This is a genomic window from Streptomyces sp. NPDC059256 (assembly GCF_042753785.1).
In the GTDB taxonomy this organism is placed as follows: domain Bacteria; phylum Actinomycetota; class Actinomycetes; order Streptomycetales; family Streptomycetaceae; genus Streptomyces.
Genome location: NZ_JBHYZO010000014.1, coordinates 1 through 22,221, shown reverse-complemented (window position 1 = coordinate 22,221; position 22,221 = coordinate 1). Strand labels below are relative to the sequence as shown.

The 22,221-nt window shown below is 67.8% G+C and carries 20 protein-coding genes and 1 pseudogene; 14 read left to right on the top strand and 7 right to left on the bottom strand.

Annotated features, from left to right (window positions below; all coding sequences use genetic code 11):
• Positions 1 to 2 precede the first annotated feature (2 nt).
• The 3 genes from ACFXJL_RS25340 to ACFXJL_RS25330 all read left to right on the top strand — a co-directional run bounded on the left by ACFXJL_RS25340 (position 3) and on the right by ACFXJL_RS25330 (position 2,881).
• A complete protein-coding gene (locus tag ACFXJL_RS25340) occupies positions 3 to 707 on the top strand; it encodes a response regulator (protein ID WP_384695938.1) in 705 nt (234 codons plus the stop codon).
• Positions 708 to 1,420: 713 nt separating this feature from the next.
• Complete coding sequence (locus ACFXJL_RS25335; protein ID WP_384635177.1) at positions 1,421 to 1,648, top strand: hypothetical protein; 228 nt, start codon at positions 1,421 to 1,423, stop codon at positions 1,646 to 1,648.
• Positions 1,649 to 1,654: 6 nt separating this feature from the next.
• A complete protein-coding gene (locus ACFXJL_RS25330) occupies positions 1,655 to 2,881 on the top strand; it encodes a cation:proton antiporter (protein ID WP_358880660.1) in 1,227 nt (408 codons plus the stop codon).
• Positions 2,882 to 3,232: 351 nt separating this feature from the next.
• Here the strand turns inward: ACFXJL_RS25330 and ACFXJL_RS25325 are convergent, their stop codons facing one another.
• Positions 3,233 to 5,206, bottom strand: a complete 1,974-nt coding sequence (locus tag ACFXJL_RS25325) for a SulP family inorganic anion transporter (RefSeq protein ID WP_384695934.1) — start codon at positions 5,204 to 5,206, stop codon at positions 3,233 to 3,235.
• 736 nt (positions 5,207 to 5,942) lie between these two features.
• Between ACFXJL_RS25325 and ACFXJL_RS25320 the strand changes: the two genes are divergently transcribed.
• Together ACFXJL_RS25320 and ACFXJL_RS25315 are read left to right on the top strand one after the other, a co-directional pair.
• Positions 5,943 to 6,770 (top strand): CPBP family intramembrane glutamic endopeptidase, encoded by an 828-nt coding sequence (locus ACFXJL_RS25320; protein ID WP_384695931.1) that lies wholly within the window; start codon positions 5,943 to 5,945, stop codon positions 6,768 to 6,770.
• Between the two features lie 74 nt (positions 6,771 to 6,844).
• Positions 6,845 to 7,462, top strand: a complete 618-nt coding sequence (locus ACFXJL_RS25315) for a hypothetical protein (protein WP_384695928.1) — start codon at positions 6,845 to 6,847, stop codon at positions 7,460 to 7,462.
• Positions 7,463 to 7,653: 191 nt separating this feature from the next.
• Here ACFXJL_RS25315 and ACFXJL_RS25310 read toward each other — a convergent pair whose 3' ends face one another.
• Positions 7,654 to 8,025, bottom strand: a complete 372-nt coding sequence (locus tag ACFXJL_RS25310; protein WP_358880656.1) for a cupin domain-containing protein — start codon at positions 8,023 to 8,025, stop codon at positions 7,654 to 7,656.
• 184 nt (positions 8,026 to 8,209) lie between these two features.
• Here ACFXJL_RS25310 and ACFXJL_RS25305 point away from each other — a divergent pair.
• Positions 8,210 to 8,515: pseudogene (locus ACFXJL_RS25305) on the top strand (transposase); the annotation flags it as partial.
• A 205-nt stretch (positions 8,516 to 8,720) separates the two neighbouring features.
• Here the strand turns inward: ACFXJL_RS25305 and ACFXJL_RS25300 are convergent.
• A complete protein-coding gene (locus ACFXJL_RS25300; protein WP_384695925.1) occupies positions 8,721 to 9,707 on the bottom strand; it encodes a tetratricopeptide repeat protein in 987 nt (328 codons plus the stop codon).
• Positions 9,708 to 10,308: 601 nt separating this feature from the next.
• Here ACFXJL_RS25300 and ACFXJL_RS25295 point away from each other — a divergent pair.
• Complete coding sequence (locus tag ACFXJL_RS25295; protein WP_384695922.1) at positions 10,309 to 11,427, top strand: LuxR C-terminal-related transcriptional regulator; 1,119 nt, start codon at positions 10,309 to 10,311, stop codon at positions 11,425 to 11,427.
• A gap of 754 nt (positions 11,428 to 12,181) precedes the next feature.
• On the opposite strand, the gene ACFXJL_RS25290 is transcribed toward ACFXJL_RS25295, so the two are convergent.
• The gene (locus ACFXJL_RS25290) at positions 12,182 to 12,721 is read right to left on the bottom strand and encodes a hypothetical protein (RefSeq protein WP_384632971.1); all 540 of its coding nucleotides are present in this window, start codon (positions 12,719 to 12,721) and stop codon (positions 12,182 to 12,184) included.
• Positions 12,722 to 12,879: 158 nt separating this feature from the next.
• On the opposite strand from ACFXJL_RS25290, the gene ACFXJL_RS25285 reads away from it, so the two are divergent.
• From ACFXJL_RS25285 to ACFXJL_RS25265, 5 genes are all read left to right on the top strand, one after another.
• The gene (locus ACFXJL_RS25285) at positions 12,880 to 15,066 is read left to right on the top strand and encodes a BTAD domain-containing putative transcriptional regulator (RefSeq protein ID WP_384695917.1); all 2,187 of its coding nucleotides are present in this window, start codon (positions 12,880 to 12,882) and stop codon (positions 15,064 to 15,066) included.
• Positions 15,067 to 15,800: 734 nt separating this feature from the next.
• The gene (locus tag ACFXJL_RS25280) at positions 15,801 to 16,709 is read left to right on the top strand and encodes a DUF4240 domain-containing protein (protein ID WP_384695914.1); all 909 of its coding nucleotides are present in this window, start codon (positions 15,801 to 15,803) and stop codon (positions 16,707 to 16,709) included.
• Between the two features lie 370 nt (positions 16,710 to 17,079).
• Positions 17,080 to 17,301: a hypothetical protein gene (locus ACFXJL_RS25275; RefSeq protein WP_384695911.1), complete on the top strand. Its 222-nt coding sequence runs from the start codon at positions 17,080 to 17,082 to the stop codon at positions 17,299 to 17,301.
• Positions 17,302 to 17,877: 576 nt separating this feature from the next.
• Entirely contained in the window at positions 17,878 to 18,117 is a 240-nt protein-coding gene (locus tag ACFXJL_RS25270) for a hypothetical protein (protein WP_384695908.1), read from the top strand.
• Entirely contained in the window at positions 18,114 to 18,368 is a 255-nt protein-coding gene (locus ACFXJL_RS25265) for a hypothetical protein (RefSeq protein WP_384695906.1), read from the top strand. The genes ACFXJL_RS25270 and ACFXJL_RS25265 overlap by 4 nt, the downstream gene beginning before the upstream one ends.
• 822 nt (positions 18,369 to 19,190) lie before the next feature.
• Here ACFXJL_RS25265 and ACFXJL_RS25260 read toward each other — a convergent pair.
• From ACFXJL_RS25260 to ACFXJL_RS25250, 3 genes are all read right to left on the bottom strand, one after another.
• Entirely contained in the window at positions 19,191 to 19,331 is a 141-nt protein-coding gene (locus ACFXJL_RS25260) for a hypothetical protein (protein ID WP_384695903.1), read from the bottom strand.
• A 53-nt stretch (positions 19,332 to 19,384) separates the two neighbouring features.
• Complete coding sequence (locus ACFXJL_RS25255; protein WP_384695900.1) at positions 19,385 to 19,645, bottom strand: hypothetical protein; 261 nt, start codon at positions 19,643 to 19,645, stop codon at positions 19,385 to 19,387.
• A gap of 274 nt (positions 19,646 to 19,919) precedes the next feature.
• Positions 19,920 to 20,285 carry a DoxX family protein gene (locus ACFXJL_RS25250; protein WP_384695897.1) on the bottom strand — a complete coding sequence of 122 codons (366 nt, stop codon included), beginning with the start codon at positions 20,283 to 20,285 and terminating at the stop codon, positions 19,920 to 19,922.
• 61 nt (positions 20,286 to 20,346) lie between these two features.
• On the opposite strand from ACFXJL_RS25250, the gene ACFXJL_RS25245 reads away from it, so the two are divergent.
• Positions 20,347 to 21,276, top strand: coding sequence for a LysR family transcriptional regulator (locus ACFXJL_RS25245; protein ID WP_384695894.1), 930 nt, complete (start codon positions 20,347 to 20,349; stop codon positions 21,274 to 21,276).
• Between the two features lie 213 nt (positions 21,277 to 21,489).
• Positions 21,490 to 21,864 (top strand): hypothetical protein, encoded by a 375-nt coding sequence (locus ACFXJL_RS25240; RefSeq protein WP_384695892.1) that lies wholly within the window; start codon positions 21,490 to 21,492, stop codon positions 21,862 to 21,864.
• Positions 21,865 to 22,221 lie beyond the last annotated feature (357 nt).

Sequence of the window (22,221 nt, the reverse complement as noted above, 5' to 3'; positions counted from 1 at the left end):
CCATGCCTGACCACACCATGCCTGACCACACCATGCCCGCCGACACCGCGCCCGAGGAAGCCAGGACCCGCATCCTCCTCGCCGACGACCACGCACTCGTACGGCGTGGGGTGCGGCTCATCCTCGACAACGAACCCGACCTGACCGTCGTCGCCGAGGCGAGCGACGGCGCCGAAGCCATCGAGATGGCGCGCGAGGAGCGCCCGGACCTGGCCATCCTCGATATCGCCATGCCGCGTCTGACCGGTCTCCAGACCGCGCGTGAGCTCTCCCGCCTCCAGCCGGAGCTGCGCATCCTCATCTTGACCATGTACGACAACGAGCAGTACCTCTTCGAAGCCCTCAAGGCGGGTGCCGCCGGCTATGTGCTGAAGTCCGTCGCCGACCGGGACCTCGTCGAAGCCTGCCGTGCAGCCATGCGGGACGAGCCGTTCCTGTACCCCGGCGCCATCAACACGCTGATCCGCAGCTACCTCGACCATGCCCGGGACGGTGGCGCACTACCGGCGAAAGCCATCACCGACCGTGAAGAGGAGATCCTCAAGCTCGTCGCTGAAGGCCACTCCTCCAAGGAGATCGCCGGCATCCTCGTCATCAGTGTGAAGACGGTCGAACGGCATCGGGCCAATCTGCTACAAAAGCTCGGCCTCAAGGACCGACTGGAACTCGCCCGCTATGCCATCCGTGCCGGACTCATCGAGCCATAGGGGCTGGGCTGTCCCGTAGTACCCGGCTGATCACCACGGATCATCGGACAGCCCTGGTTCGACCCCTGCCCTCAGAGGCCGAACGCCTGGTCAGTGCAGCGGGTCGGACGCTGTGTCAGATGGTGCCAGTGGTGCTCTCCGGGATCGTCGTCCGCTCCGAAGCGCCACGAGAGTTCACCCTCCGCGCACCACAGCTCACTAACTTTTCCCACCCTATGGTGATGTTCAGTAAGTTTGCTGTGCTTTGCCCTGCGCTAGAATTCCTGACCGAAGCACGTGCTCCATACAACGGGTGGGGTCTTTCCTAGCGTTGGAGCGTAGGACCCAGGGATATCGGACCATCGGGGGAGGGCACGACATGGCTCAGTACACATGTGCCCTGCGCCTGTCCGTGACCGGCCTCGCTCGCTGCCGCTTCCCTTTCCCGCCCACGCCTTGGGCTGTGCGAGTCGAGACTCCCGCTCGCGACAGCGTGCCGGATACCGGCGAGTTCGAGCGTCTTTTCTCGTCAGCCGTCCGGCCGGCCCTTTCCGTCTGAGGTTCATCGCCTCGTTCGTCCGCGTGGAACAGGGCTAGCCCCGCACCTGGGCAATCCGGTCGATCCTCGTGGCTGACGCAGAACTCTTCACCACCGGCAGTGCGCGCGGACCTCTGGTCTCCCTGTGCCGGTGGGCGATGCCCGCACGTCCGCTTTCGTGCCCCGGGAGTACGCCATGGAGCCAACCGCCAGTCCTCGCACCACCGAGTCGCCGGGAATCGGCCGCCGCCACGACCTTGAAACAGAGGCCGGCCGCCATCTGTCGCTCATCGCAGCACCGCGCCGCACCACGGCCGTTCCCTCGCCTCCTCGCGCGTTCCGTTTCACCATCGGCGGCCCCTTGGTGGCGGCCGATGGTGGAGAAGGCGTCGAGGCCGTGGCCGAACTGACAACCGGAGGATAGACGCCTGTGCACGACACCACGGAATTGCTCATCGAACTCGGTGCGATCATTCTTGCCCTCGGCTTGCTCGGGCGGCTGGCCGGGCGGGTGGGCTTCTCGCCCATTCCCCTCTATCTCCTTGCCGGGCTTGCCTTTGGCCATGGAGGAATCCTTCCGCTCCAGGCCAGCGAAGAATTCACCGCGACGGGCGCCGAGATCGGCGTCATCCTCCTCCTTCTCCTCCTCGGCCTGGAATACAGCGCCTCCGAACTCGTCACCAATCTCAAATCCCAGTACCCGTCCGGCGTGGTCGACTTCGTCCTGAACGCCGCTCCCGGTGCCATAGCGGCACTGATTCTCGGCTGGGGTCCGGTGGCCGCTGTCGTCCTCGCCGGCGTCACCTGGATCTCCTCATCCGGAGTCATCGCCAAGGTGCTCGGTGACCTCGGCAGGCTCGGAAACCGGGAGACACCCGTGATCCTGGGAGTCCTGGTCATCGAGGACCTGGCCATGGCCGTGTACCTACCGATCCTCACCGCCCTGCTCGCCGGTGTGAGTCTGGCGGGTGGCGCGACCACACTGCTCATCTCCCTCGGCACCGTCGGAGCCGTGCTCTACCTCGCCCTGCGTCACGGTCGGCTCATCAGCAAGGCCGTCTCGTCCGACAGCGCCGAGATGTTGCTGCTGGTCGTCCTGGGCCTGACGCTTCTCGTCGCCGGCATCGCACAGGAACTCCAGGTCTCCGCGGCGGTCGGCGCGTTCCTGGTCGGAATCGCCCTGTCCGGGGAGGTCGCGGAAGGCGCCCGCAGCCTGCTCACGCCCCTGCGCGACCTCTTCGCGGCAGTCTTCTTCGTCTTCTTCGGGCTCTCCACCGACCCCGCGGACATACCGCCGGTCCTCGTTCCCGCATTGATCCTCGCCGCGATCACCACCCTCACGAAGATCGCCACCGGCTGGTACGCGGCCCGCCGGGCCGGCATCAGGACGGCCGGACGTTGGCGCGCCGGCGGCACTCTCGTCGCCCGGGGCGAGTTCTCCATCGTCATCGCCGGCCTCGCGGTCGGCGTCGACTCGCGCATCGGACCGCTCGCCACCGCATACGTCCTGATCCTGGTCATCGTCGGTCCCCTCGCTGCTCGCTGGACCGAACCCGTCGCACGCCGCCTCACCCGCCGCTCCACACCTCCCAACCCTCCGACGACGCCTCCCGGTCCAGCGACGGAGGCGGTCGACCCGGTGGCGACGAACACCTGAGGGAATGTGCGTCGGTCGAAGCCTGCTCGGCAATGCCTGGTCGCGGCCGTTGTGGGGGCCGACTGACCCCACCGGGCGGCTTTTGCTCTCCGGATGTCTCCTCACCGTTGCTGAGAGGGGCCGGTCCGGAATCCGCTCCCGGCTGCGGTGATTCTGGTGGCCGTCCACGGTGGCACACCGGCCGGCGCTCCGTTCGTGCTCCGGCCGGTGTTTAACCGTTCTGATCTCGTTGCTCTCCCCTTGCAGTTGGCGGGGAGACCCGAACCCCCGCCAACTGCAATTAGCGTCATCATCGCATCTGGTCAATTGCATATTTGTGCAACTTGAGAGCATGCGAAAAGGAGAGAGGGGTTAGCGGAAGTGTCCTTCGTCGTAGGGGTGGAAGGGCGGGTCCCCCGTCCCATCCCACTGCCGTGAGTCGACAACCGGCCCCGAGTACCAGGGTTGGTAGTACGCGGGTTCATCGAACATCGGCTGCACCGGCCGCAGTCCGTCGGCGAGTTCACCCTCGACCTCGATGGGCGCACCGTGGACGTATGGTCGCCCCCCGTGGTGATGGCTCCCGTTGTGATCGTGCTGGGGCTGGGGCTGGGGCGGGTCGGCCGGATGCACCGTACCGTGGACGTACGTACCGTGGACGTACCCGCGGGCCGCGAGTTGCGGTACGGGCTCCGATTCCGCTCCATGCGGGTGCGCGGCTATCGCCTCGGAATGCGCCGTGGCCGACTGCTCGGGGTCGATCTGAGCCCTCGCCACTGCGGACTCGGCGGCTTCCTGCGCCGACTGGTCGCCACGGAGGCGGACCGAGACATGTTCGGCACCCGCCTTGCGGCGCTGCTCGGCCCACCCCTCGATCTCACTGAGGCACGCCATGTCCAGATGGACGATTCCGCGGGCGTCGATCTCCACCCGGGAGGCGCCGGACACGGATTCCAGAGCGTCGATGAGACGGGTCAGCCGGAGGAACGTGGCATTGCCGCGCAGTTCGAGCCGGGCGAAGTCGCCTTCGGTGCTCCGACGGATCGTCATGGTCGACATGCGCAGCACGGTGAGGACGATCGCGACGGCCAGCCCGGCGAGTACGCCTTCGAGGAGGTTGGCGACCACGATGGCCAGCGTGGTGATGAACATGACGATGCCTTCACCGCGGTCGGCCTTCCACATCTGGACGAACGCGGGCGGATTGAACAGCTTCCAACCGGCGTGCAGCAGGATGCCGGCGAGAACGGTGACGGGGATGAGGCCGAGCAGCCCCGGAAGCAGAAGACCGAAGCCGAGCAACCAGGCGCCGTGCAGCACCCGGGAGATCTTCGTCTTGCCACCTGCCTGGACATTGACCGCGCTGCGCACGATGACGGCGGTCATCGGCAGTGCGCCCAAGAGGCCGCACACCGTGTTTCCGACCCCTTGCGAGAACAACTCCTTGTTGTACTGGGTACGGGCTCCGGTGTGCATGCGGTCGACGGCCGCCGCGCTGAACAGGCTCTCCGCCGAGGCGATGATGGTGAAGGTGACGATCATCATGAGCACGGCGGGGTCGAGCAGACCGCCGAGGTCGGTCGGGCCGACGACGTCGATCGCGTCCAACATGTCATCGACGACGACCTTCTTCACATCGAACATCGGCAGTGCCGCGGCGAGTGATCCCAGCACCACGGCGACCAGGGGTGCGGGGACCCGACCCAGGGGAGCGGGCACCTTCTTCCACAGGAAGCACAGCACAACGGTCAGTCCACCGAGGAGGAGCGCACCCCCCTTCTGTCCGTCCGAGAGGACGTCGGTCGCCAGGTCCGGCAGTCCCGCGAGGTTCTTCAGGGCGGCGCCCAGCTGTTGGGAATCGACCAGGGCGTAGGTCTGGCTCAGGATCAGCGGCAGACCGATTCCGGCGAGCATGCCCTGCACCACGGCGAGGGAGATGGACTGGAAGAGCCTGCCCATCTTCATCATCCCCAGGGCCATTTGGAGCAGGCCGGAGATCAGGACGACCGGTCCGAGGAGTTCCACGCCGTGTTCGGTGGTGAACTCCAGGACCAGGACGGCGAGCCCTGCGGCGGGCCCGGAGACCTGGAAGGTGCTCCCGGGAAGGAAACCGACGATCAGTCCGCCGACGATCCCGGAGATGATTCCCAGTGAGACCGAGACACCCGACGCAGCCGCCACGCCGATGCACAGGGGCAGGGCCACCAGGAAGACGACGACGGAGGCCACGAAATCGGTGCCGATCGAGTTGGTGAGGCCGGGCGAGGGCGGGGACTTCTTCGCCCGGCCGCCGGCGCTCCTCTTCGCATGTCGGCCCGTGCCGGGACGTGTTCGTTCAGACGACACAGTGATCCTTTCACCGCGTCCATCGGCCGACGGGCAAAAGGAACTCGTATCCGGTCGATGGGCACGTAGGGGGGAGGCGAATCCGGGTGTCTCACGCGGGACGGCTGGCACGTGGGCGGGACGCCGCCAACGGTCCAGGGCGTGGGGAGACCTCAACGGGACTCGTCCGCGAGCCGAGGACGGTGGGTAGTGGGACGTCCGTGCCATCGCCGGGGCGAACCGGCGGAGCGAACTGCTTCAGGGGGCCACGCGATGCCAGAAGTCCCGCGCGTTGCCCAGCAGCCGCTTCATGGTCACACTCCTCCAAGAGCCAGCTCGGCAAGCCGGAACGGGAGACATACCCGGGGGATGTCCTGCGCCCGGAAGCATGCGCCCATGCCATGAGTCAGCCGTGAGATCACGATGAGAGAGTTCTCATACGGTCCGAGCGGACGGGCGCGGGAACAGCGGCGTGGAATCCAACAACCGCTTCTCGATCCCCTGCGAGAGACAGGAGGAGTCAGCCGGGCCACGCGCTCATGGTGGGTGCCGAGGTCGCGGTCACAGGTGCTCGGGCAGTCGAGATGGCTCCACTGCCCCGGGTGAGTGGGGAGGTGGCCGTATCGCCCGATCAGTAGTGGTCCGTTCCCTTTGTCTGGAGTGGGGTGAGAGAATGCTCCGCTGACGGCAGCCCCGGCGACGCAGGACCGTACCCAACGGGGTCGCGGGCCATCGCCACGCGACGAAGGACGGTCCGATGCACGACCAGATGGAAACAGCACAGGGCGGTCCGGTGGGCCGGAGGTTCTCGTGGCCGTGGTTCCTGGTGGCGGTTGTCGTCTACGCGGGCATCATCCAGGGCATCGGGCTCCTGACCGGCGTGGACACCAGCGGCTCGGACAGTCAGTTCCCGACCGCCGAGTCGATGGTGCGCAACGCACTCATACCGATCGGCGCGTCCATCGTGTTCGTCGTCGGCCTGATCACCTGGCTCGGCTGGTGGGGCGAGGTCCTGCACCATCGGGTTCCGGTGCGACGGTGGGTGCGTTGGGGACCGATCTCCATGTTGGTCGTCGCCGTGCTGGGGCTGAACTACTGGCACCTTTCCGAGCAGAGCTTCTCCCTCGTGGTCTGTCTGCTCCTGCTCGGGCTGTTCGTCGGTGTCGGTGAGGAACTCATGTTCCGGGGCCTGGGTGTGCATGTGTTCCGTCGAGCCGGGTTCACCGAGGGCAAGGTGGCCCTCTACTCCTCACTCGTCTTCGGGCTCGTCCACGTCAGCAATGCGGTCGGTGCGGGAGCCGAGGCCCTCATCCAGGCCGCCATCGTCTCCACGTCCGGCTACTTCTTCTATCTCTGTCTGCGTGTCGGAGGTGTGATCCTGCTGCCGATGCTCGTCCACGGCCTGTGGGACATCAGTCTGATCTCCAACCTCGTCGGTGCCCAACCCCAGACAGCCTTCGGGATGGTCCTCGTCATCCTCCTTCAGATCGTCCTGATCGTGGTGCTCCTCGTCAGGCGCCGTTCGATCGAGCCCGTACCTCCGCAATCAACCGTTGCCTCCGGTCCTGGCACGGTGGCCGGCTGACTGATCGGGCCCGGCCGTTGCGGCCGGGCCGGGGATGCCGGTGCCGTGTCGTGGGCGGTGGATACCCTGCGGGAATGAGCAATGCGATATGGGATGCCCTGGCAGCGACGCCCATCCCGGAAGTGCAGCGCCGCGCGGCCGTGGTGAACGACCTCGCCGAGGTCGAACCGGTGACGGTGACCGGCGCGCGCCGTCTGGGCTGGAACGACGGCGGTGGCCAGTCCGCGGTCTGGTATTTCGCGGACGACGGCCGCGTACTGCTGCTGACGTTCGACCACGAGTCGTCGCTGAATCTGTACGCCGAGGAGGATTTCGCCCTCCAGGAGTCCTTCTACCAGGGCGTCCCCGAATCCCTCGTGGCCCTGGTCCGCGACCGTCCCGAGAACTACGAGTCACTGAACCTCACGGACCCCGCGACGGGCCGGACGATTCACTACGCAGGCGGTGTCTTCTGGTACGACGGCACGCACTGGCATGTGGCCGACGGCCTGGCGGAGTACTGCCGCCGCGAGGAGGTGGACCTCTTCGGCGAGTCCGGCTTCGACTACTGCCTGAAGATCTACCGCTTCGGCCGGGAGTTCACCCCGGAGGCCATCGTGGCGACCCGGGACGAGAACGGTCGTTACGAGGGCGACAAGGAGAGGGAAGCGGACCTGCTCGGCGTCCGTGAAGTCTTCAAGCGACACGGCTAGGCCCTTCGACCCGCAGGATCGCCCACGCTGCTGCTGGGTGGATCTTCGCTCGGAGCCGGGGCACCGCGGCGGTTCAGGTGCCGCGGTGCTCAGTGCCTCCCACGCCCCGGCCGTGCGAGCAGTGTCAGAGGAGTCGCGCCGGAGCTGGTGCCGCACTCGTACGCGTTGTGCATCCGTGCGTGGCGGGCGCCCTATGCGGACGAGGGCTTCGCGTAGTTGCCGTAGCCGGTCCAGTCCACCGCTACACAGGGTTCGTCGCCCAGCACCCAGGCATCATGCCCGGGCGGGATCTGGAGGAAGTCGCCCGGACCTACTTCGGCGCTCTCGCCGCTGTCCATGACGATCCTGATGCGTCCGCTCACCACATATCCGGTGTGGGCTTCCTGGCAGCTTGCGGTACCGGCCAACGGTTTAATGTGTTCGGACCAGCGCCAACCGGGCTCGAAGACCGCCCGGCCGACCGGTCCGCCGGGCGTTTCGAGCAGATCCAGCCTGCCCGTGCCATCGGGGAAGGGTCTTGTCTCATCGGCGGAGTCGAAACTCCGGATCAGCAGTTCAGCCATGATCGACCGCCTCCCGGCGGGAACGTCCCCGAGTTCGCCTCCAGCCTAGTCCGGTGCCGGGAGCTGTGCGACGGCCCTGGTCAGTGCGTCGCTGCACCCGTACGTCTCCGCAGTGGAACCGTGGACGAGGGGCCCGATGCTCATCCGTGAGGGCGGGAACACTGTGAGACACCCGTGAGCCAACTTCCCCTCCGCCGCCCACCTCGCCGCCTGCGCCGGCCTCGCCCCGGCAACCCGCAGTTCCGGCTCGTCGATCCGCGGCGAACAACCCTCCCGACGCGGAAACAAGCAGCTCAAACGGGCCTTCTCCCTGTCCGCATTCGCCGCCCTGGCCGACCCGGCGTCCAGGACCTACTACGACAAGAAGATCGCCCAGGGAAAGCACCACACCCAGGCCCTCCTCTGCCTCGCCAGATGCCGAGCCGACGTGCTGTTCGCGATGCTCCGCGACGGCACCTTCTACGAACCCCAACCCACCCCCACAGGCTGACGAAACCCATAGGGGCACCCCCCGCTGACACACCTGCGGCGCATCGGACTCGCGATGAGCTGGTTCCGCTGGCGACGACGTCACCAGGCCACCGCGCGACGCTGCCACTATCACCGCCGCACTCTAGGTCACGAACTTCCCAAAACTGACGAGGCGTCAGTCGAGTGCACTCACGAACAGGCCCCTGAACAGCAGCGATAGCAAACTACGACTGGAGTATTAGGGCTTCTTGATGCGCTTTTACCGCCTCAGCGGGATTCCCTGTTTCGCGCAGCACAGTGCCAAGGCCGTTGAGCGTTTTGGCCCGCTCGGAGTGATCGCCCAGTTCGGCGCACAACTGCCCGGAGTGAGTGAACGCCGCTATGGCTTCTTCGTTGCGGCCGACCTCGTTGTAATCGATTCCGAGATTGTTTAGGGATTTCGCCCGTCCTTCGAGGCTGCCAAGGTGAACGGCACATGCGAGGGACGCCTCGTGAAGTGCTACGGCAACAGCGAAGGATCGACTCAGGTTCAGGTAGGCGTCCAGCGCCATAGCCAGGTAGTGAGCGTAGAGTCGCTTGATTCCGGCCGTTCGCTGGGCGTGATGCTCGCTATCAAGGCTGTGGCCATCGGCGTAAAGACGGATCAGGCCGTGCATGCGCCAGCGTCCCCAAGTAGACCCGGAGGTCTCGATCAGGTGGGCGCGGTTCAGGTCTTGGAGGATTTCCTCGGTGGTGAAATCATCGAGGTCGGCAAGGGCAGTGGTGCTCTCCGTCGACAGGTCGGGGCCAGCATTAAGGGGGAAGAGTCGAAACAGCCGCGCCGAAGCGTTGCTGAGATGACGGTAGGACAGGTCGAATGCTGCACGTACTGCGCGATCCTCGCGTCGTAGCCGGTCCAGCCGGGAGTGCTCTGCCTGAAGGGCTTGGGCCAGGGGCGTCAGTGGGCGGGTGGGGGTGTCTGCGAGCAGGGCTGCGGCGATCCGTAGGGCCAACGGTAGGCCCGTGCATAGATCACCAATATCAGCGGCTACTCCTGGGTCGTCCTGGACGCGTGTGTCGGCGGGCCCGCGGGTCTGCAGCAGGGCTTGGTGCAGCAGGGCGACGGACGCGTCGGAATCGAGGACGTTCAGGTCGTGCAGGCGGGCATCGATGTCGAGGGTGTGACGGGAGGTGATCAGGACGACGGTCGTCCCGTCGGTGAAGCGGAGCACCGGCCGGCCCTGGCCCTCATGGCCTACGACATCAGGTTGCGAACCCTCCTGAGGTGATGAGGACACGGCGCCGATCGGCCGCCACGGTTCGCGGCGGTCCCGAAGTTGCGAACCCTCTTGGGCTGATGAGGACCACCGAGGGTAAAGCTGCTGGTGGACGCGGATCAAGGGCTGTGTTCTGGAGATGATTTCGCAGCGATCCGACGGTAGCGCATCACTGCAGGTCAAACGCTTGTCCGCAGCCTTCAAAGTGTAGGACCCCTGAAGCCTACGCGTCGGCGTGGTCGTGGCCGGTAGCGCTCCAGCAATGCCTCCAAGCCGCGGTTAGCGCGGAAAATGCCTCCGTGCGACGCGCCGGCGTCCGGGATCGCACACAGCCCCTCAGAGTGGAGGAGGCCGACGACCGGACGATCGGCCATGAGGTGGAGCCCGTCAGCAACTCCCCTGAACGTAGCCAAGGGTGATGACCGATCAAGCAATTTGTCTGCGTGGACACCGTGGCCGCCCCAGCCAGCGTCAGGACCGACCTTCTCAGCCGGTGGCGACCGGCAACATCCCAGGACTACTGGGGGCACGCCAACCTCAGCCCTATGGTTAGGAGATGACCTCATTCCGTGACCGGGGACGCCGGATGCTGGGAGAGATCGACGATCTGGCGGCAGCGAAGTTACCTCTGGAACAGTTCTTCCGGCAGCTCCTCACCGTCCTCAGGCCCGCTCTCGGGTTTGAAGCGGGCTGCCTGCACGGGGCCGATCCGGTCACCGGCTTCCTGACCTCCACCGTTGCCGAGGGTCTGCAGCCGACCCCCTTCGAGCACGCCATCTGGTTGGAGATGTGGTCCGAAGACACCACTCGGTTCGTCGACATCCGGGCCGCCGGCCGCATCGTGGAGACCGTCCACCGCGCCACCGGTGGCCGCCCTGAACACAGCGTGCGCTACCGCGAGTTGCTCGCGGAATACGGGCACGGCGACGAGCTGCGGATGAACTTCGATGTCGGCGGCGGGTTGTGGGGAGCCGCCGCAATGATGCGCGAGGCCGGATCGGCGCCCTTCGGCGCGAGCGAGCAGAGGCTGGCCGAACGGGCCGCCCGGGCTGTGGCCGCCGCCCTGCGCGACTATGCGCGGCCCACCGCAGGCATCCCTGACGGGCAGAACCTCCGAGCGGACCCGCAGCACGGACCGTACTGGATGGGGGTCGCCGTCATCGGCCCCACCGGTCGGCTCACCTCCGCGGACTCCGGGGCCCGGCAACTGTTCGAGGAGCTCTCCGAGACGCAGTACCGCCCCGCCGGAGTACCGACCGCACTGGTCTACCTCTCCGAGCGAGCCCGCGCCCACGCGACCTCCTGGAAGGCGGGCTCCCACGCCTGGACCCGGCTGCGCCGCCCCAACGGTCAGTGGCTCTCCGTCCACGCCTCGCTGCTCGACGAGTGCCCGCGGGGCAGCGTCGCCCTGGTCGCCCAGCCCGCGAGCCCGGTCGAGGTCATCCCGCTGTCCCTGCTGGCACACCGGTTCTCCCCCCGCGAGCAGGAAGTGGTCCTTCAGGCAGTACGGGGTTTGAGCACCAGGGACATAGCACAGCGGCTCTTCCTGAGCCCGGCCACCGTCCAGGACCACTTGAAGTCGGCCTTCACCAAGACCGGCGTACGCAGCCGCCGCGAACTCGTCGCACTCCTCGCGGCCCCGTACAACGCCGGACTCGGCCGCCCCCCGGCCTGACGCCCCGCCCGACCATCCCCGCCCCAGCTCTACCCACCCCACCCCGAAACCCGGCACGAGGCCGGACAGCACGAAAGCCCCAGGCCGTTGAACTGGGGCTGTGCCGAGGAACGGTCCGCAACAGGTTGTCTCCGTACCACAGGGAAGAGGTCGTCGAGCCTCCCCCGTTGCCCCTCTTTCGTGGTCCGGCAATGGGGCGCCTGGCTTCCGGGCCCGGTACGGCTGTGTGCCCCCTGTCGAAGTGGATGACCTCGGGGGTGTTGCCGCCGGGCTTCGGGGCACCGCTTGACCGCTGATGAGGGGCCTGACGACCCGCCCACCCTGCCTGCTCCAGCGCACCGCACCCGACCCGCCGGGAACCCCAACGAATCCACCCCACCAGGGTTGACGAAACAGATAGGCGCACCCCCCGCAAACCTGGGATGTCACCGGTCGCCGCCGAATGGGAAAGTCTGTCCCGGTGCCACCACTCCTGCAACGAGGTCCGCCGCCCCGCACCCATGACACTTCCCCGGCAGAGGAGTTCCCGCCCCATGCCACGTGCCCCTCACCCCGGAGTCCCCGCCGACCGGCCAGACCCCCGCCCGGCCTCCCGCACCGCCGAGGGGCCCGGCCACCCGAGGGTGACCGGGCCCCTCGTACGGGAGCCCTCGCGCCGTGCCCCAAGGGCTCCGGACCGAAACCGGAATCGACGGCGGTACGGCCGGGCGGACTACTCACTGCCCGCCCGGCCGGTCACGCTACTGTGCCGCCGTCAGTTCCAGGGGTTGGCCTGCTGGTCGTTGATGGCGGTCCAGAAGCGGGCATTGGGGGCGATGTTGCCGTATGCCCAGAAGCTCCACCCGCCGACATTCTCCAGGTCCGCACCGTAGCGGCCGTCGTGGAACTCGGCCTGGCGCCAGCCGATGCCGAAGGCCGCCGAGCAGACGCTGTTGGCCGCGGCCTGGCTGTTCAGCCGGGAGCCCTTCACCGGCGGGCTGAGCGCGACGGTGCCGCCGGCCCAACCGTTGTAGAAGCCCAGGCTGATGCCCTCCGGCGCCGGGCTGCCGTCCACGTTGATGCAGAGGACCGGCAGCGAGACGGACGGAAGGGTGTCGCCGTTGTACGGGTCGCTCGGCGTCAGGTGCGCCGGACCGCCGACCCGGACGGTCCCGTCGGGGCCTGTGCCCAGCGTCTGCCAGGTCATCCCCTTGTGGGTCGCCGGCCCGGCGGCCTGCGCGGTGCTCACCGAGAGGGGAACCATGGCCAGGCCGAGGGCGACGGCCAGGGCTGCGGTCCGCTTCATACGCTTCATCCGACTGCTCCTTGAGTGTGAGGGGAGCCGGCCCATGCGGGCCAGTGGAAGAAGACTCCCAAGCACCTGCACGAAGTTGACACGATTCCTTCATCGAGTGGTCACGGCGTTCGAAAGCACTGAGTCGGCTCGATGTCGGCCAACCACGAGAGGGATAGATGGAGTTCAGGATTCTGGGGCCACTGGAAGTGTGGACGGACGACGGAAGGCGGGCCCGGACGGAAGGGGCCAAGCAGGAGCGGATGCTCGCCGTCCTGCTGCTGAACGCCGGCGCCGTAGTCCCTGTGGCCCGACTGGTCGACGCGGTCTGGGACGACGAACCGCCGGCCACGGCGCACCGCCAGGTACGGAACCTGGCAGGGCTGCTGCGGCGCAAGCTCGCCACCGCCCAGGACGGGCCGCCGGCGCTGCTCACCGACGGACCCGGCTACCGGATCGCACCGGACGGTCACCAGGTGGACGCCCGGACCTTCGCCCACCGGGTGTCGGTGGCGCGCCAACTGGCCGAGCACGGTGAACCCGTCGCCGCCGTGCAGGAATTCCGCGCTGCGCTGGGCCTGTGGCGCGGCCCGGTGCTCGACGGGCTGTCCGGCAGCCTGCTGGCCGCCGGTTCGGTGGCACTGAACGAGCTTCGACTCACCGCCTGGGAGAACTGCCTCGACCTGGAGGCCGAACTGGGCCGGCACCGCCAGATCATCCCGGAACTGACCGCACTGGTCGCCGAACACCCGCTCCGGGACCGCTTCGTGTCACAGCTCGTCCGGGCCCTGCACCGGGCGGGCCGACAGGCCGACGGGCTCGCCGCATACGGCCGGTTCGCCCGACGGCTGGCCGACGAACTGGGCCTCGACCCCGGCCCTGAACTCCAGCTTCTGCAAAGGGAGTTACTGAAGGGCGGCCCCGTCCCGGCCGCCCCCTCGACCCGCCCGCGGCAGCAGGCCCCCAGGCCCGCCCAACTGCCGCCCGCACTGGCCACCTTCGTCGGACGGAGAGCGGAACTCGGCGCCCTGGACCGCGGCCTCGCCGGCCCGGCCGTCGCCGCCGGCATCGACGTGGTGACCGGCGGCGCCGGGACGGGCAAGACCGCCCTCGCCGTTCACTGGGCCCACCAGGTCCGCGAGCACTTCCCTGACGGCCAGCTCTACGTCAACCTGCGCGGGTACGCCTTCGGCCCGCCGCTGGCCCCGTACGAGGCGCTGGCCCGCTTCCTGCGGGCCCTCGACACCGACCCCGAGCGGATACCTGGCACCATCGACGAGAGCGCCGCCCTATACCGGTCGCTGCTCGCCGACCGCAGGGTTCTGGTACTGCTCGACAATGCCCACAACGCCGAGCAGGTCCGGCCGCTACTGCCCGGCTCCGCGGGCTCGCTGGCCCTGGTGACCAGTCGGGACGGGCTGGCCGGGCTCACCGCCTGCGACGGCGCCCGGCGGCTGGTGCTCGATGTGCTCCCCCAGTCCGAGGCCGTCGAACTGCTCGCCCGGATCAACGGAGCCGACCGCACCCGCGCCGAACCCCGCGCCGCCGCCGAACTCGCCGCCGCCTGCGACCACCTGCCGCTCGCCCTCGGCATCGCCGCGGGCCGCCTCGCGGAACGACCCCACCGCACCCTGGCGGAACACGTAGCCGAACTGCACGCTTCAGAGAATCGCCTGACGGCTTTTCAGATCGACGGCGACGCCACCTCCGCCCTCCGGGTGGCCTTCGACCTCTCCTACCGCGCCCTGCAACCCGCCCCCCAGCGGCTCTTCCGACTACTCGGCCTGGCCCCCGACAGCTGCATCAGCACGGCCGCTGCCGCCGCGCTCTCCGGCTTGGCCACCGCCGGGACCAGGCCGGTACTCGAACATCTCGCCGCCGCCCACCTGGTCAACCCCGCCGGACCGGACCGCTACCGCCTGCACAACCTGCTGCGCTGCTACGCCGCCGAACGCGCCACCGCCGAAACCGGCCCCGCCGAACGCGCCGCCGCCCGGGAACGCCTCTGCTCCTGGTACCTGCACCACGCGGAGGCGGCGGCACGCCTGCTCACCCCGCAGCGCCAGCGCCTGCCGCTCACCGCCGTGGGCCCCTGGTACGAGCCGGCGAATTTCACCACTCCGGCCGAGGCGCGGCGGTGGTGCGAGATCGAGCGCTCCCACCTGCTGGAGATCGTCCGGTACGCCGCCGAGCACGGCCTCGACGGCCACGCCGGGCAGCTGCCCGTGGTGCTCTGGAGCCACTTCCAGCCTGGCCCGTACCCGGCGGACCGAGTGGAGGCGGACCGGTCGGTGTCGCGACGGCACGCCGGACCGGCGACCGCAGCGGCGAGGGCCACACCCGCAACAACCGGGCCACCACCCTGAGCGTGCAGGGCCGGTACGAACCCGCTTTAGTGCTCGGTTCCTGAAACGGTGGACACATAGCGGCGTCGTAATCGACGGGCTGGAGGTGGTGGTCCGGGCACCTCCTCTCACCTGACCCCGTGGTGGGGGAAACGCCAACGCCTACGGCTATCCCGCCGACCCGGTCAACTTCATGGACGCGGACGGCCGCTACGCCATTCCCTTTGCGGCCCCCGCGCTGCTCTCGGTCGGAACCGCAGTTCTGGTCGCCTACATCATCCTTCTGGCTACGAGTTGGATCTGTGGGCAAATCGGGTGTTCGATCAGCCTACCCGGCCCCAATATCGCCATCCCAACAAGAATTCGAACTCTGCCAAGAAGTGCAGGAATACCAAATGCATCGGCTACATGATCTACCACAAGGGAAAGGTCTGGAAATAGGGAATCTCCCGTGTCGGAACCAGCAGGCCAAACAGCCAGATCAGTTCCTGCAACAGGTACTACGGCACCAGCGGATGCAAATACGCCGTCATGAGGACAATGACAGGATGGCTCAAAGCCCGTAGCTGGGAAGCGGGGCATGATCGCCAAGTACGTGGCCAGGCATCGCCACTGCCCACCAGGACAGGTGAAGAGAGTCTGCGTGTAAGATGCCGTGCCTTACAGAGCTGAGTGAACGGTAGGCAGGTGGGTGGGACGCGACCAAGGCGTCCCACCCACCTGCCCCTCCCCATCGGTGGACAGAAGGCCAATCAATGACAGAAGAAGAGTTCTGGTCCCTCGTCAGCACCCTTGGAGGCGTGGCAAACCAGCGGACAACTCCCGCCCTGACAGAAGCCCTGGCACAACAGGGGAAGGTTCGTATTGAAGAATTCGCCGATTTACTGGCGGAGAAACTACGGCGCCTTGCCAATGAGCCTCTCTCAGGAACCGCAGCCCGAGACATGAATGATCCATCAGATGCACAGCCGGTGCCGCTGTTTGGCGACGCGCTCATCAATCTTCACTTCGCAGTTGTGGCGGCAGGCAGCTCACGATTCCAGCAAATTCGAAAGAATCCGGACCAGGTAGCCAACTGCGCTTGGGACTTCAGCGAGTCGGATCGCCTTGCCGAGGCTGTCTCCACCGCCTACGAGATCACCACAGGACAACCATGGCTAGGCCCACCCCCTGGATTCCACATCCATGAACCCGACGAGTCGACCAACCTCATGTCGGCGGGTCCCACCTGGCTCAGCCTCGCTCTGCACGGCGACATCGACATTCCCACGGCCTACTTCGACGCAGCCAACACCACGGTCGATATGGTCCACAAGGACCCGCAGTGGCATACCTGGTGGTCACACGCCGAGCAGCGCGACCTGAACATCGAGATCGCATACACCTCGCTGGCAGAACGCTCTCACATCGCTACCCGAAAAGGACGGGCTTGGGCCTCGTTCCGCAAGGACAGCTCCCGCTTTCGAGGATTGAACAAGGGTGGCCTTGCCCACCTCGCCGCCACTGACCTGGAAGCCGTGTTCGCACGCGTATCCACGTCTTTGAACCTGCCCACCCCACCCCAGGTACAACGTCTGGCGCATGCCACCCCGCCAACGAGGCAGAATGACGCCGCCCGCACACGGCTGGAGGAATTGCGGCAACGACACCGACGACGCCCCTGACTACAGCGGGCCTGGATCGAGGTCTTCTCGTCGCTTGACAGGACGTATTCGTCCTTGCTGAGCGGCCCCCTTTCGAAGGTGCGGGCGTACAGGTCAAGGACCCACTGGGCCACGGCGGTGGCTAGCTCACTGATCGGCGCGCGCCTCATTTTCGTTCGCTGCTCGGCCCCGTGATGGCCTGCAACGCCACTGGTCCGTGTGGTGATCTGTCCAAACGTTGGTAGGCCGACGCCCAGGCCGGTCAACTCCCGGCTCTCCTTGGTCTCCAGTTGAGCGGCTTCCCTTCTGCGTCGGCGAGGCTGACGCGGAGTCCTTCGACTTCACCGAACCAGCCCTTCTGTCGCTTCAGTGATGCGGTCGATGAGTTCTCGTGTATCTCCACGAGTCGAGTCCGCTGCGCGGGATCGGCGATCATCGCGCGGCCGCCCAGGTCAACGAGACCAAGGGCTACGTCCCGGGCAGCACCGCTTCGTCGAAGTGGCCCCAGCAGCGCCGTGTCCCGCTCGGACCGGACGAATCCCTCGGCGTCGCCAAGTACGTCACCGACGCCGACGAACCCCACTGCGTCGCGACCCGGATCCAGCTCGACTGAACCCCTGGAAAAGGGGGCCGAACTGGTGAGACAGCCGGAGTCGTCGAACTCACCGTGGCGGAGGTTCGGCGACTCCCGCCAGCTTGTCGCCCCCGACTCATACACCTGCGCCGACACCGGGCCGACGCCACGCGACGAGCTGGTCGACCTAGCGCCGACAACGCCAGGCAGGCGCACTCTTCGTGCAGCAACGCCCCCCGCCTACGCGGGGAAAACAGAACCAGGTCCACCTTGACCTGGCCGCAGCACTTGGCGCACTCGCCAGGGCCGGCGCCCGTGCAATCGCCCTCCGCCTCGACCACGCCGACCCGCGCGAGTAGGCACCCGATCTCCTCTGAGCATCGAGACCACAAGGCCATCCGGTGCGGCCAGGTGTCACACGCTGTCTCGTCAACTGGCCCGCCGAGCTGCCGGGATACGGGCTCCGAGGATCTCGGCGGCGGTGGCCGCGAGCGTCCTGTCGTGTCGGTGCCTGGTCTCCTGGGGTGAAGTCCTGGCCGTTCGGCACCGGCTGGCCGTCTGCTCTCGCTACCGTGGCCGGGACGGCAGTCCCGCTGTAGACAGGAGTGTTCGGTGATGGCCGAGGACGATGTGCGGTGGACGATGCACGACGGCGAGCGAGTCGAGGTGCCGGCCACCATCGGCGGGATCCGCGCCGCTCTGTCCGGGGAGCGGCGGGCCCAGTTCGACACGGAGATCGACGCGGCGAACGTCAACGACCTCTACAACGTGGTGCGCCGGTGGATCGTCGAGCTGGCCTCGTTCCCCGAGGACGAGGAGATCTTCACCCAGCTGCGGGAACAGGGAGCCGCGTGAGCCGCGGTTATACGATCGCGTACGCGCCCGTCGCCGAGGAGACGCTGAAGAAGGTCAGCGATCCGGCCAGGTTCCGGTCCCGGATGGAACAGACCCTGGGCCGGGACCCGTACGCGCACGGGTCGGAGGCCATGAGGGGCGAGCGGGACCGGCGCACCGCAACGGTCCGGGACGTGTTCGTCGTCTACTACGTTGCCCAGGCCGCCCTCACCGTCACCGCGGTCCCGGCTCGTCCCACCGCTCCTTGTTGAGCACCAGCACCTCGGGAACTCGTTCCACGCGGTGATGAAGCCGAACATGGACGTCGGCCCTGACCGCCAACCTGCCAGGACACGGTATGGAGAAGGAAAGGGCGCCGGGAACTAGGGACATGGAGACCGACTACCCCCGCGAGCCAGTGCCGGACAAGTGGCTCGATGAGCGCATGAACAACTGGAACCCGTTTGTCTGCGCAATGTGGGCCGGGTGGCACGACGCCGAGGGCTACGACCGCACTCGCTGGACACTGTCCGATCACCGGTTACCGGCCGCCGAGGCGGCCGACCTGCCAGTGTCCCCGGCCCGTGACGTCCACGAACATCGGGTGGGCGGTCAGCACGTTTCCGGACGCCGGCCATCCTCGCGGTGTGACCGGCGCCGGGGGCGGCGTCGCCCAGATGCTCCACGATCGCCGTGCGGGTCATGGGCTCCGGGGCTCCGACCAGCAGCCGGGCGACCCAGTGCAGCAGTGTGTCGCCGGGTGTCCCCAGCTCCGCCTGCTGCCACCGGTCCTCTCCGCGGGTGTGCCGCGCGTCGAGTGCGGCCATCCCTTGCGCCATGTGGTCGAGCACCACGGGCAGCACCGGCCTCCGCTGCGAAGGGACCCGCGGACGCCTTCGATGCTGCCAGACGAGCATCCCGCCCGCCGCCGCTGCGACCGCCGCGACCGCCAGCGGCTTGCGACTGCTCAGCTGCTCCACCACCGCTTTAGCCAGGTGAAAGGTGATGTTCAGCAGAACGCTGGCCTGCCGCTCCAGGTCAGCCATCTTGCCCTCAGTCACCCCCACGTCCCCCAGGGCCTTGCGGAGGGCGACTCAGTCGGCGTCCGTGAGTCCACTGTCGACCAGGTCCGCATCGGTTCCGATGATGACCACCGTGGCGATCACCCCACCTAGAAGCAGCATGGGCACTTCGGAGGCATCCCGCCCTGCGAGGACCTCGGCCTCGGGGGTCATCGGCAGGCCGGCGGTGTCGACGACGCAGAGGACGGGCGCGTATCGGGTCTGCCTTAGCGCCAGTGCCCGCCCCAGGTTGAACTTCCACCCTCGCGGTGCCGGTCGGCCAACACCCGCGGCACCTCCTCCCAGACGTGGACCGGGATCATGCACCGTACCGTCCCCGCCCGCGCCCCGGCGACGAACGACGACGGGTCCCGCCGGCGGGTGGCCGCGATGATGTCCGTGGTCAGCACGGAGTTGTCCAGCAGCGCGCGACGCAGCGGCCCGCGGTTGTGCAGGGTGCGCCGTAGGGACGGGACCAGCTCGTTCATCTGCGCATCGCAATGCGGGCGTTGACTCGGCGGGTGCGGAATTCCGGCGCTGTGCGCGGGCTGTATCGACCCTTCGGGCGAGCGCTGAGCCCTGCCGCCAGAACCGGCTCCGGCGCTCCCCGCCCCTTGCACTCCCTCGCCGGTCAGCGAACAGGCTGCGGGCTCGGCGCAGGCCGCAGTGGCCGCGATCAGTCTTCGGTGAGAACGCTCAGCCTTCGCTGACCTGTTGCAGTGAAGGCTGAGTGTTCTCATCGAACATTGAGTGGTGCCGCCATCAGGAGGACACGGTCAATGCCAGCGAGGCGACGGCGGTGGCGAAGTAGAAGCCGGGAAACGCGAGGTTGTAGAGCACACGGGCGCGAAGATGGAAGGCGAGCGCGCCCAGGTAGAGCAGGGCGAGACCGCAGGCTGCGGCGGCGCCAAGGAGGCGCGGTGCGGCGTCGAAGAGGCTGAGGAGGAGGCCCGCCGCACCAGCCAGCTTGAGGGCGGCCAGCCAGGGCAGCCAGGATCGGGGAACACCCACCTCCGCCGAGTTGGCCAGCACGAAGCGTGCCCCGGTGAGGTCGGCGGCCGCGATACCGATGTTGATGGCGGCGGTGAGCAGGGTGACGACGAGGAGCGCGCGTGGGGTACCGGTCATGTCTTCAGCGTCCGCGGTGCAATTCGGCAGCGTCCAATACCTGTTTCTATAACCTGCTGGTATGGACCTGGACACGCGCCTGCTTCGGTACTTCGCCGCAGTGGCGGAGGAGGGCAGCTTGACCGGGGCAGCGGAGAGGCTGTTCGTCTCGCAGCCTGCGCTGACCAAGCAGATCCGGCGCCTGGAGGACGGTCTCGGGGTACGGCTCTTCGCGCGTTCGCGGTCAGGGATGGCGCTGACCGAGGCTGGTCGTGAGCTCGCCTCGCGGGTGCCCGCACTGCTGGACGGCTGGGACGAGGCGGTGCAGGCAACCGGCCGAGCGGCGCGGGTGCTGCGTCTGGGCTTCCTGGACGCGGGCGCAGTGGGTGCAGTCCCTGAGGTCATCGCCGAGTTCCGCCAGGCGCAGCCGGAGTGGCGGGTGGAACTGCGGCAGTTCGACTGGTCGGACCCGAGTGCCGGCCTGGCTCGGGGGGAGGTGGATGCGGCAGTGGTGCGTCTGCCGTTCCCAGGGCAGGAGAGTTTCGCGGTGCGGGAGTTGTTCGTTGAGGAGCGTGGGGTGCTGCTACCAGCCCGGCATCCGCTGGCGAACAGCGAGACGGTGCAGTTCCGGGAGCTGTCGGATGAGCCGTTCGTCGCGGCCGGAGCCGAGACCGGAGCCTGGAGGGAGCACTGGCTGGCCGCGGAGGAGCGGGACGGGCACCCCGTCCGGGTCGGCGCGGTCACCAGCCGTCCCGACGAGTGGCTCGGGGCGGTGGCTGGCGGCTGCGTGGCCCTGGCCCCGGCGTCGGTGCCCCGTTTCTACTCCCACCCGGACGTGGTGTTCCGTCCCGTCTCCGGGGTCTCGCCCAGCCGGGTGGGGTTGGCCCGGCCTCGGGGGCGGACGCATGAGGCGGCACTGGATGAACTGTTGGAGGCCATCGCGCGGCGGCTGAGCTGGAGTTGGCGACGGGGCCGACAGACTGCCGGCGCGCTGCGGGGATGCTCCGACTGAACACGACCCCGGGAAGGGGCCTGTGTGGTCGGCCCCGCGCTGCGGGGATGGTCCTGTGCTGTGGGTGGACGTGCTGATGTTCCACACGTCGGTCCTGCGGGGGCGGTGTCATCACGCTGGGCCGTGTCATTCGAAGGGGTGAGGGGTGCTGGGTTGGGGGCGGCTGGTGGACGACACTGAGGGGTGGCCGCCGCCGGCCCGGGAGGAAGCGCGATGAGTGACCCGACCCGTGAGCAGGCGACACCGGACGGACTCATGTTGCCGACCCGCTCGCCGTGCAAACTCGCGTCGGATGAAGGCCCGCAGAGCATCGGCGAGCTGAAGACAGCCCTCGCCCCCTGGCCCGACCTCCTGGCCCAGTTCGCCATCGAGTTGGACGGCGCGCCGTTCCACCGCGAGGGCGAGGAACCCCTGCGCGCGGATGGCGGTAGCAGGAGTTCCGGATCGGGCATCCAGGAACGGGGGAGCTTGGCCCCACTGGTGGCTGCAGGGAGCAGCTCCCGCAACGAAGTCGCGCTGAGCTTGACTCTGTCGGGGATCTTGAAGTTTCCCAGTGCGACAGCATGGTCAACGGGCATGCTCAGGTAGTTCCGGCCGACGAACTTGTCGAGGTGTCCGTTGTCCCTTCGCCCCCGTTCCGGTGAGCAAGTCCCGCCTCTGACTGCGCAGGTTGCGCGGGCGAGTAACCCGAACGGCACGACGGCGTAATGGGTGCGTGGCCGGCTGGATGGCCTGTGGTGTGACGAGGACTTCGCCGACTGGTACCCGCGTGACGGGCGGCCGGGGAGTCTCGCCCGCTCAGCTGGCCACCGTCTGTGTGCTGCAGTTCCTGCTCGGTCTCTCTTACCGGTGTGCTTCAGCCACATGATTGATCCTCGGAGGTGAAGTCCTGCCTCGAAGCTCTCGGGAGATTTGTCGTACCGAGTGGCGAGTCCGCGCCAGATC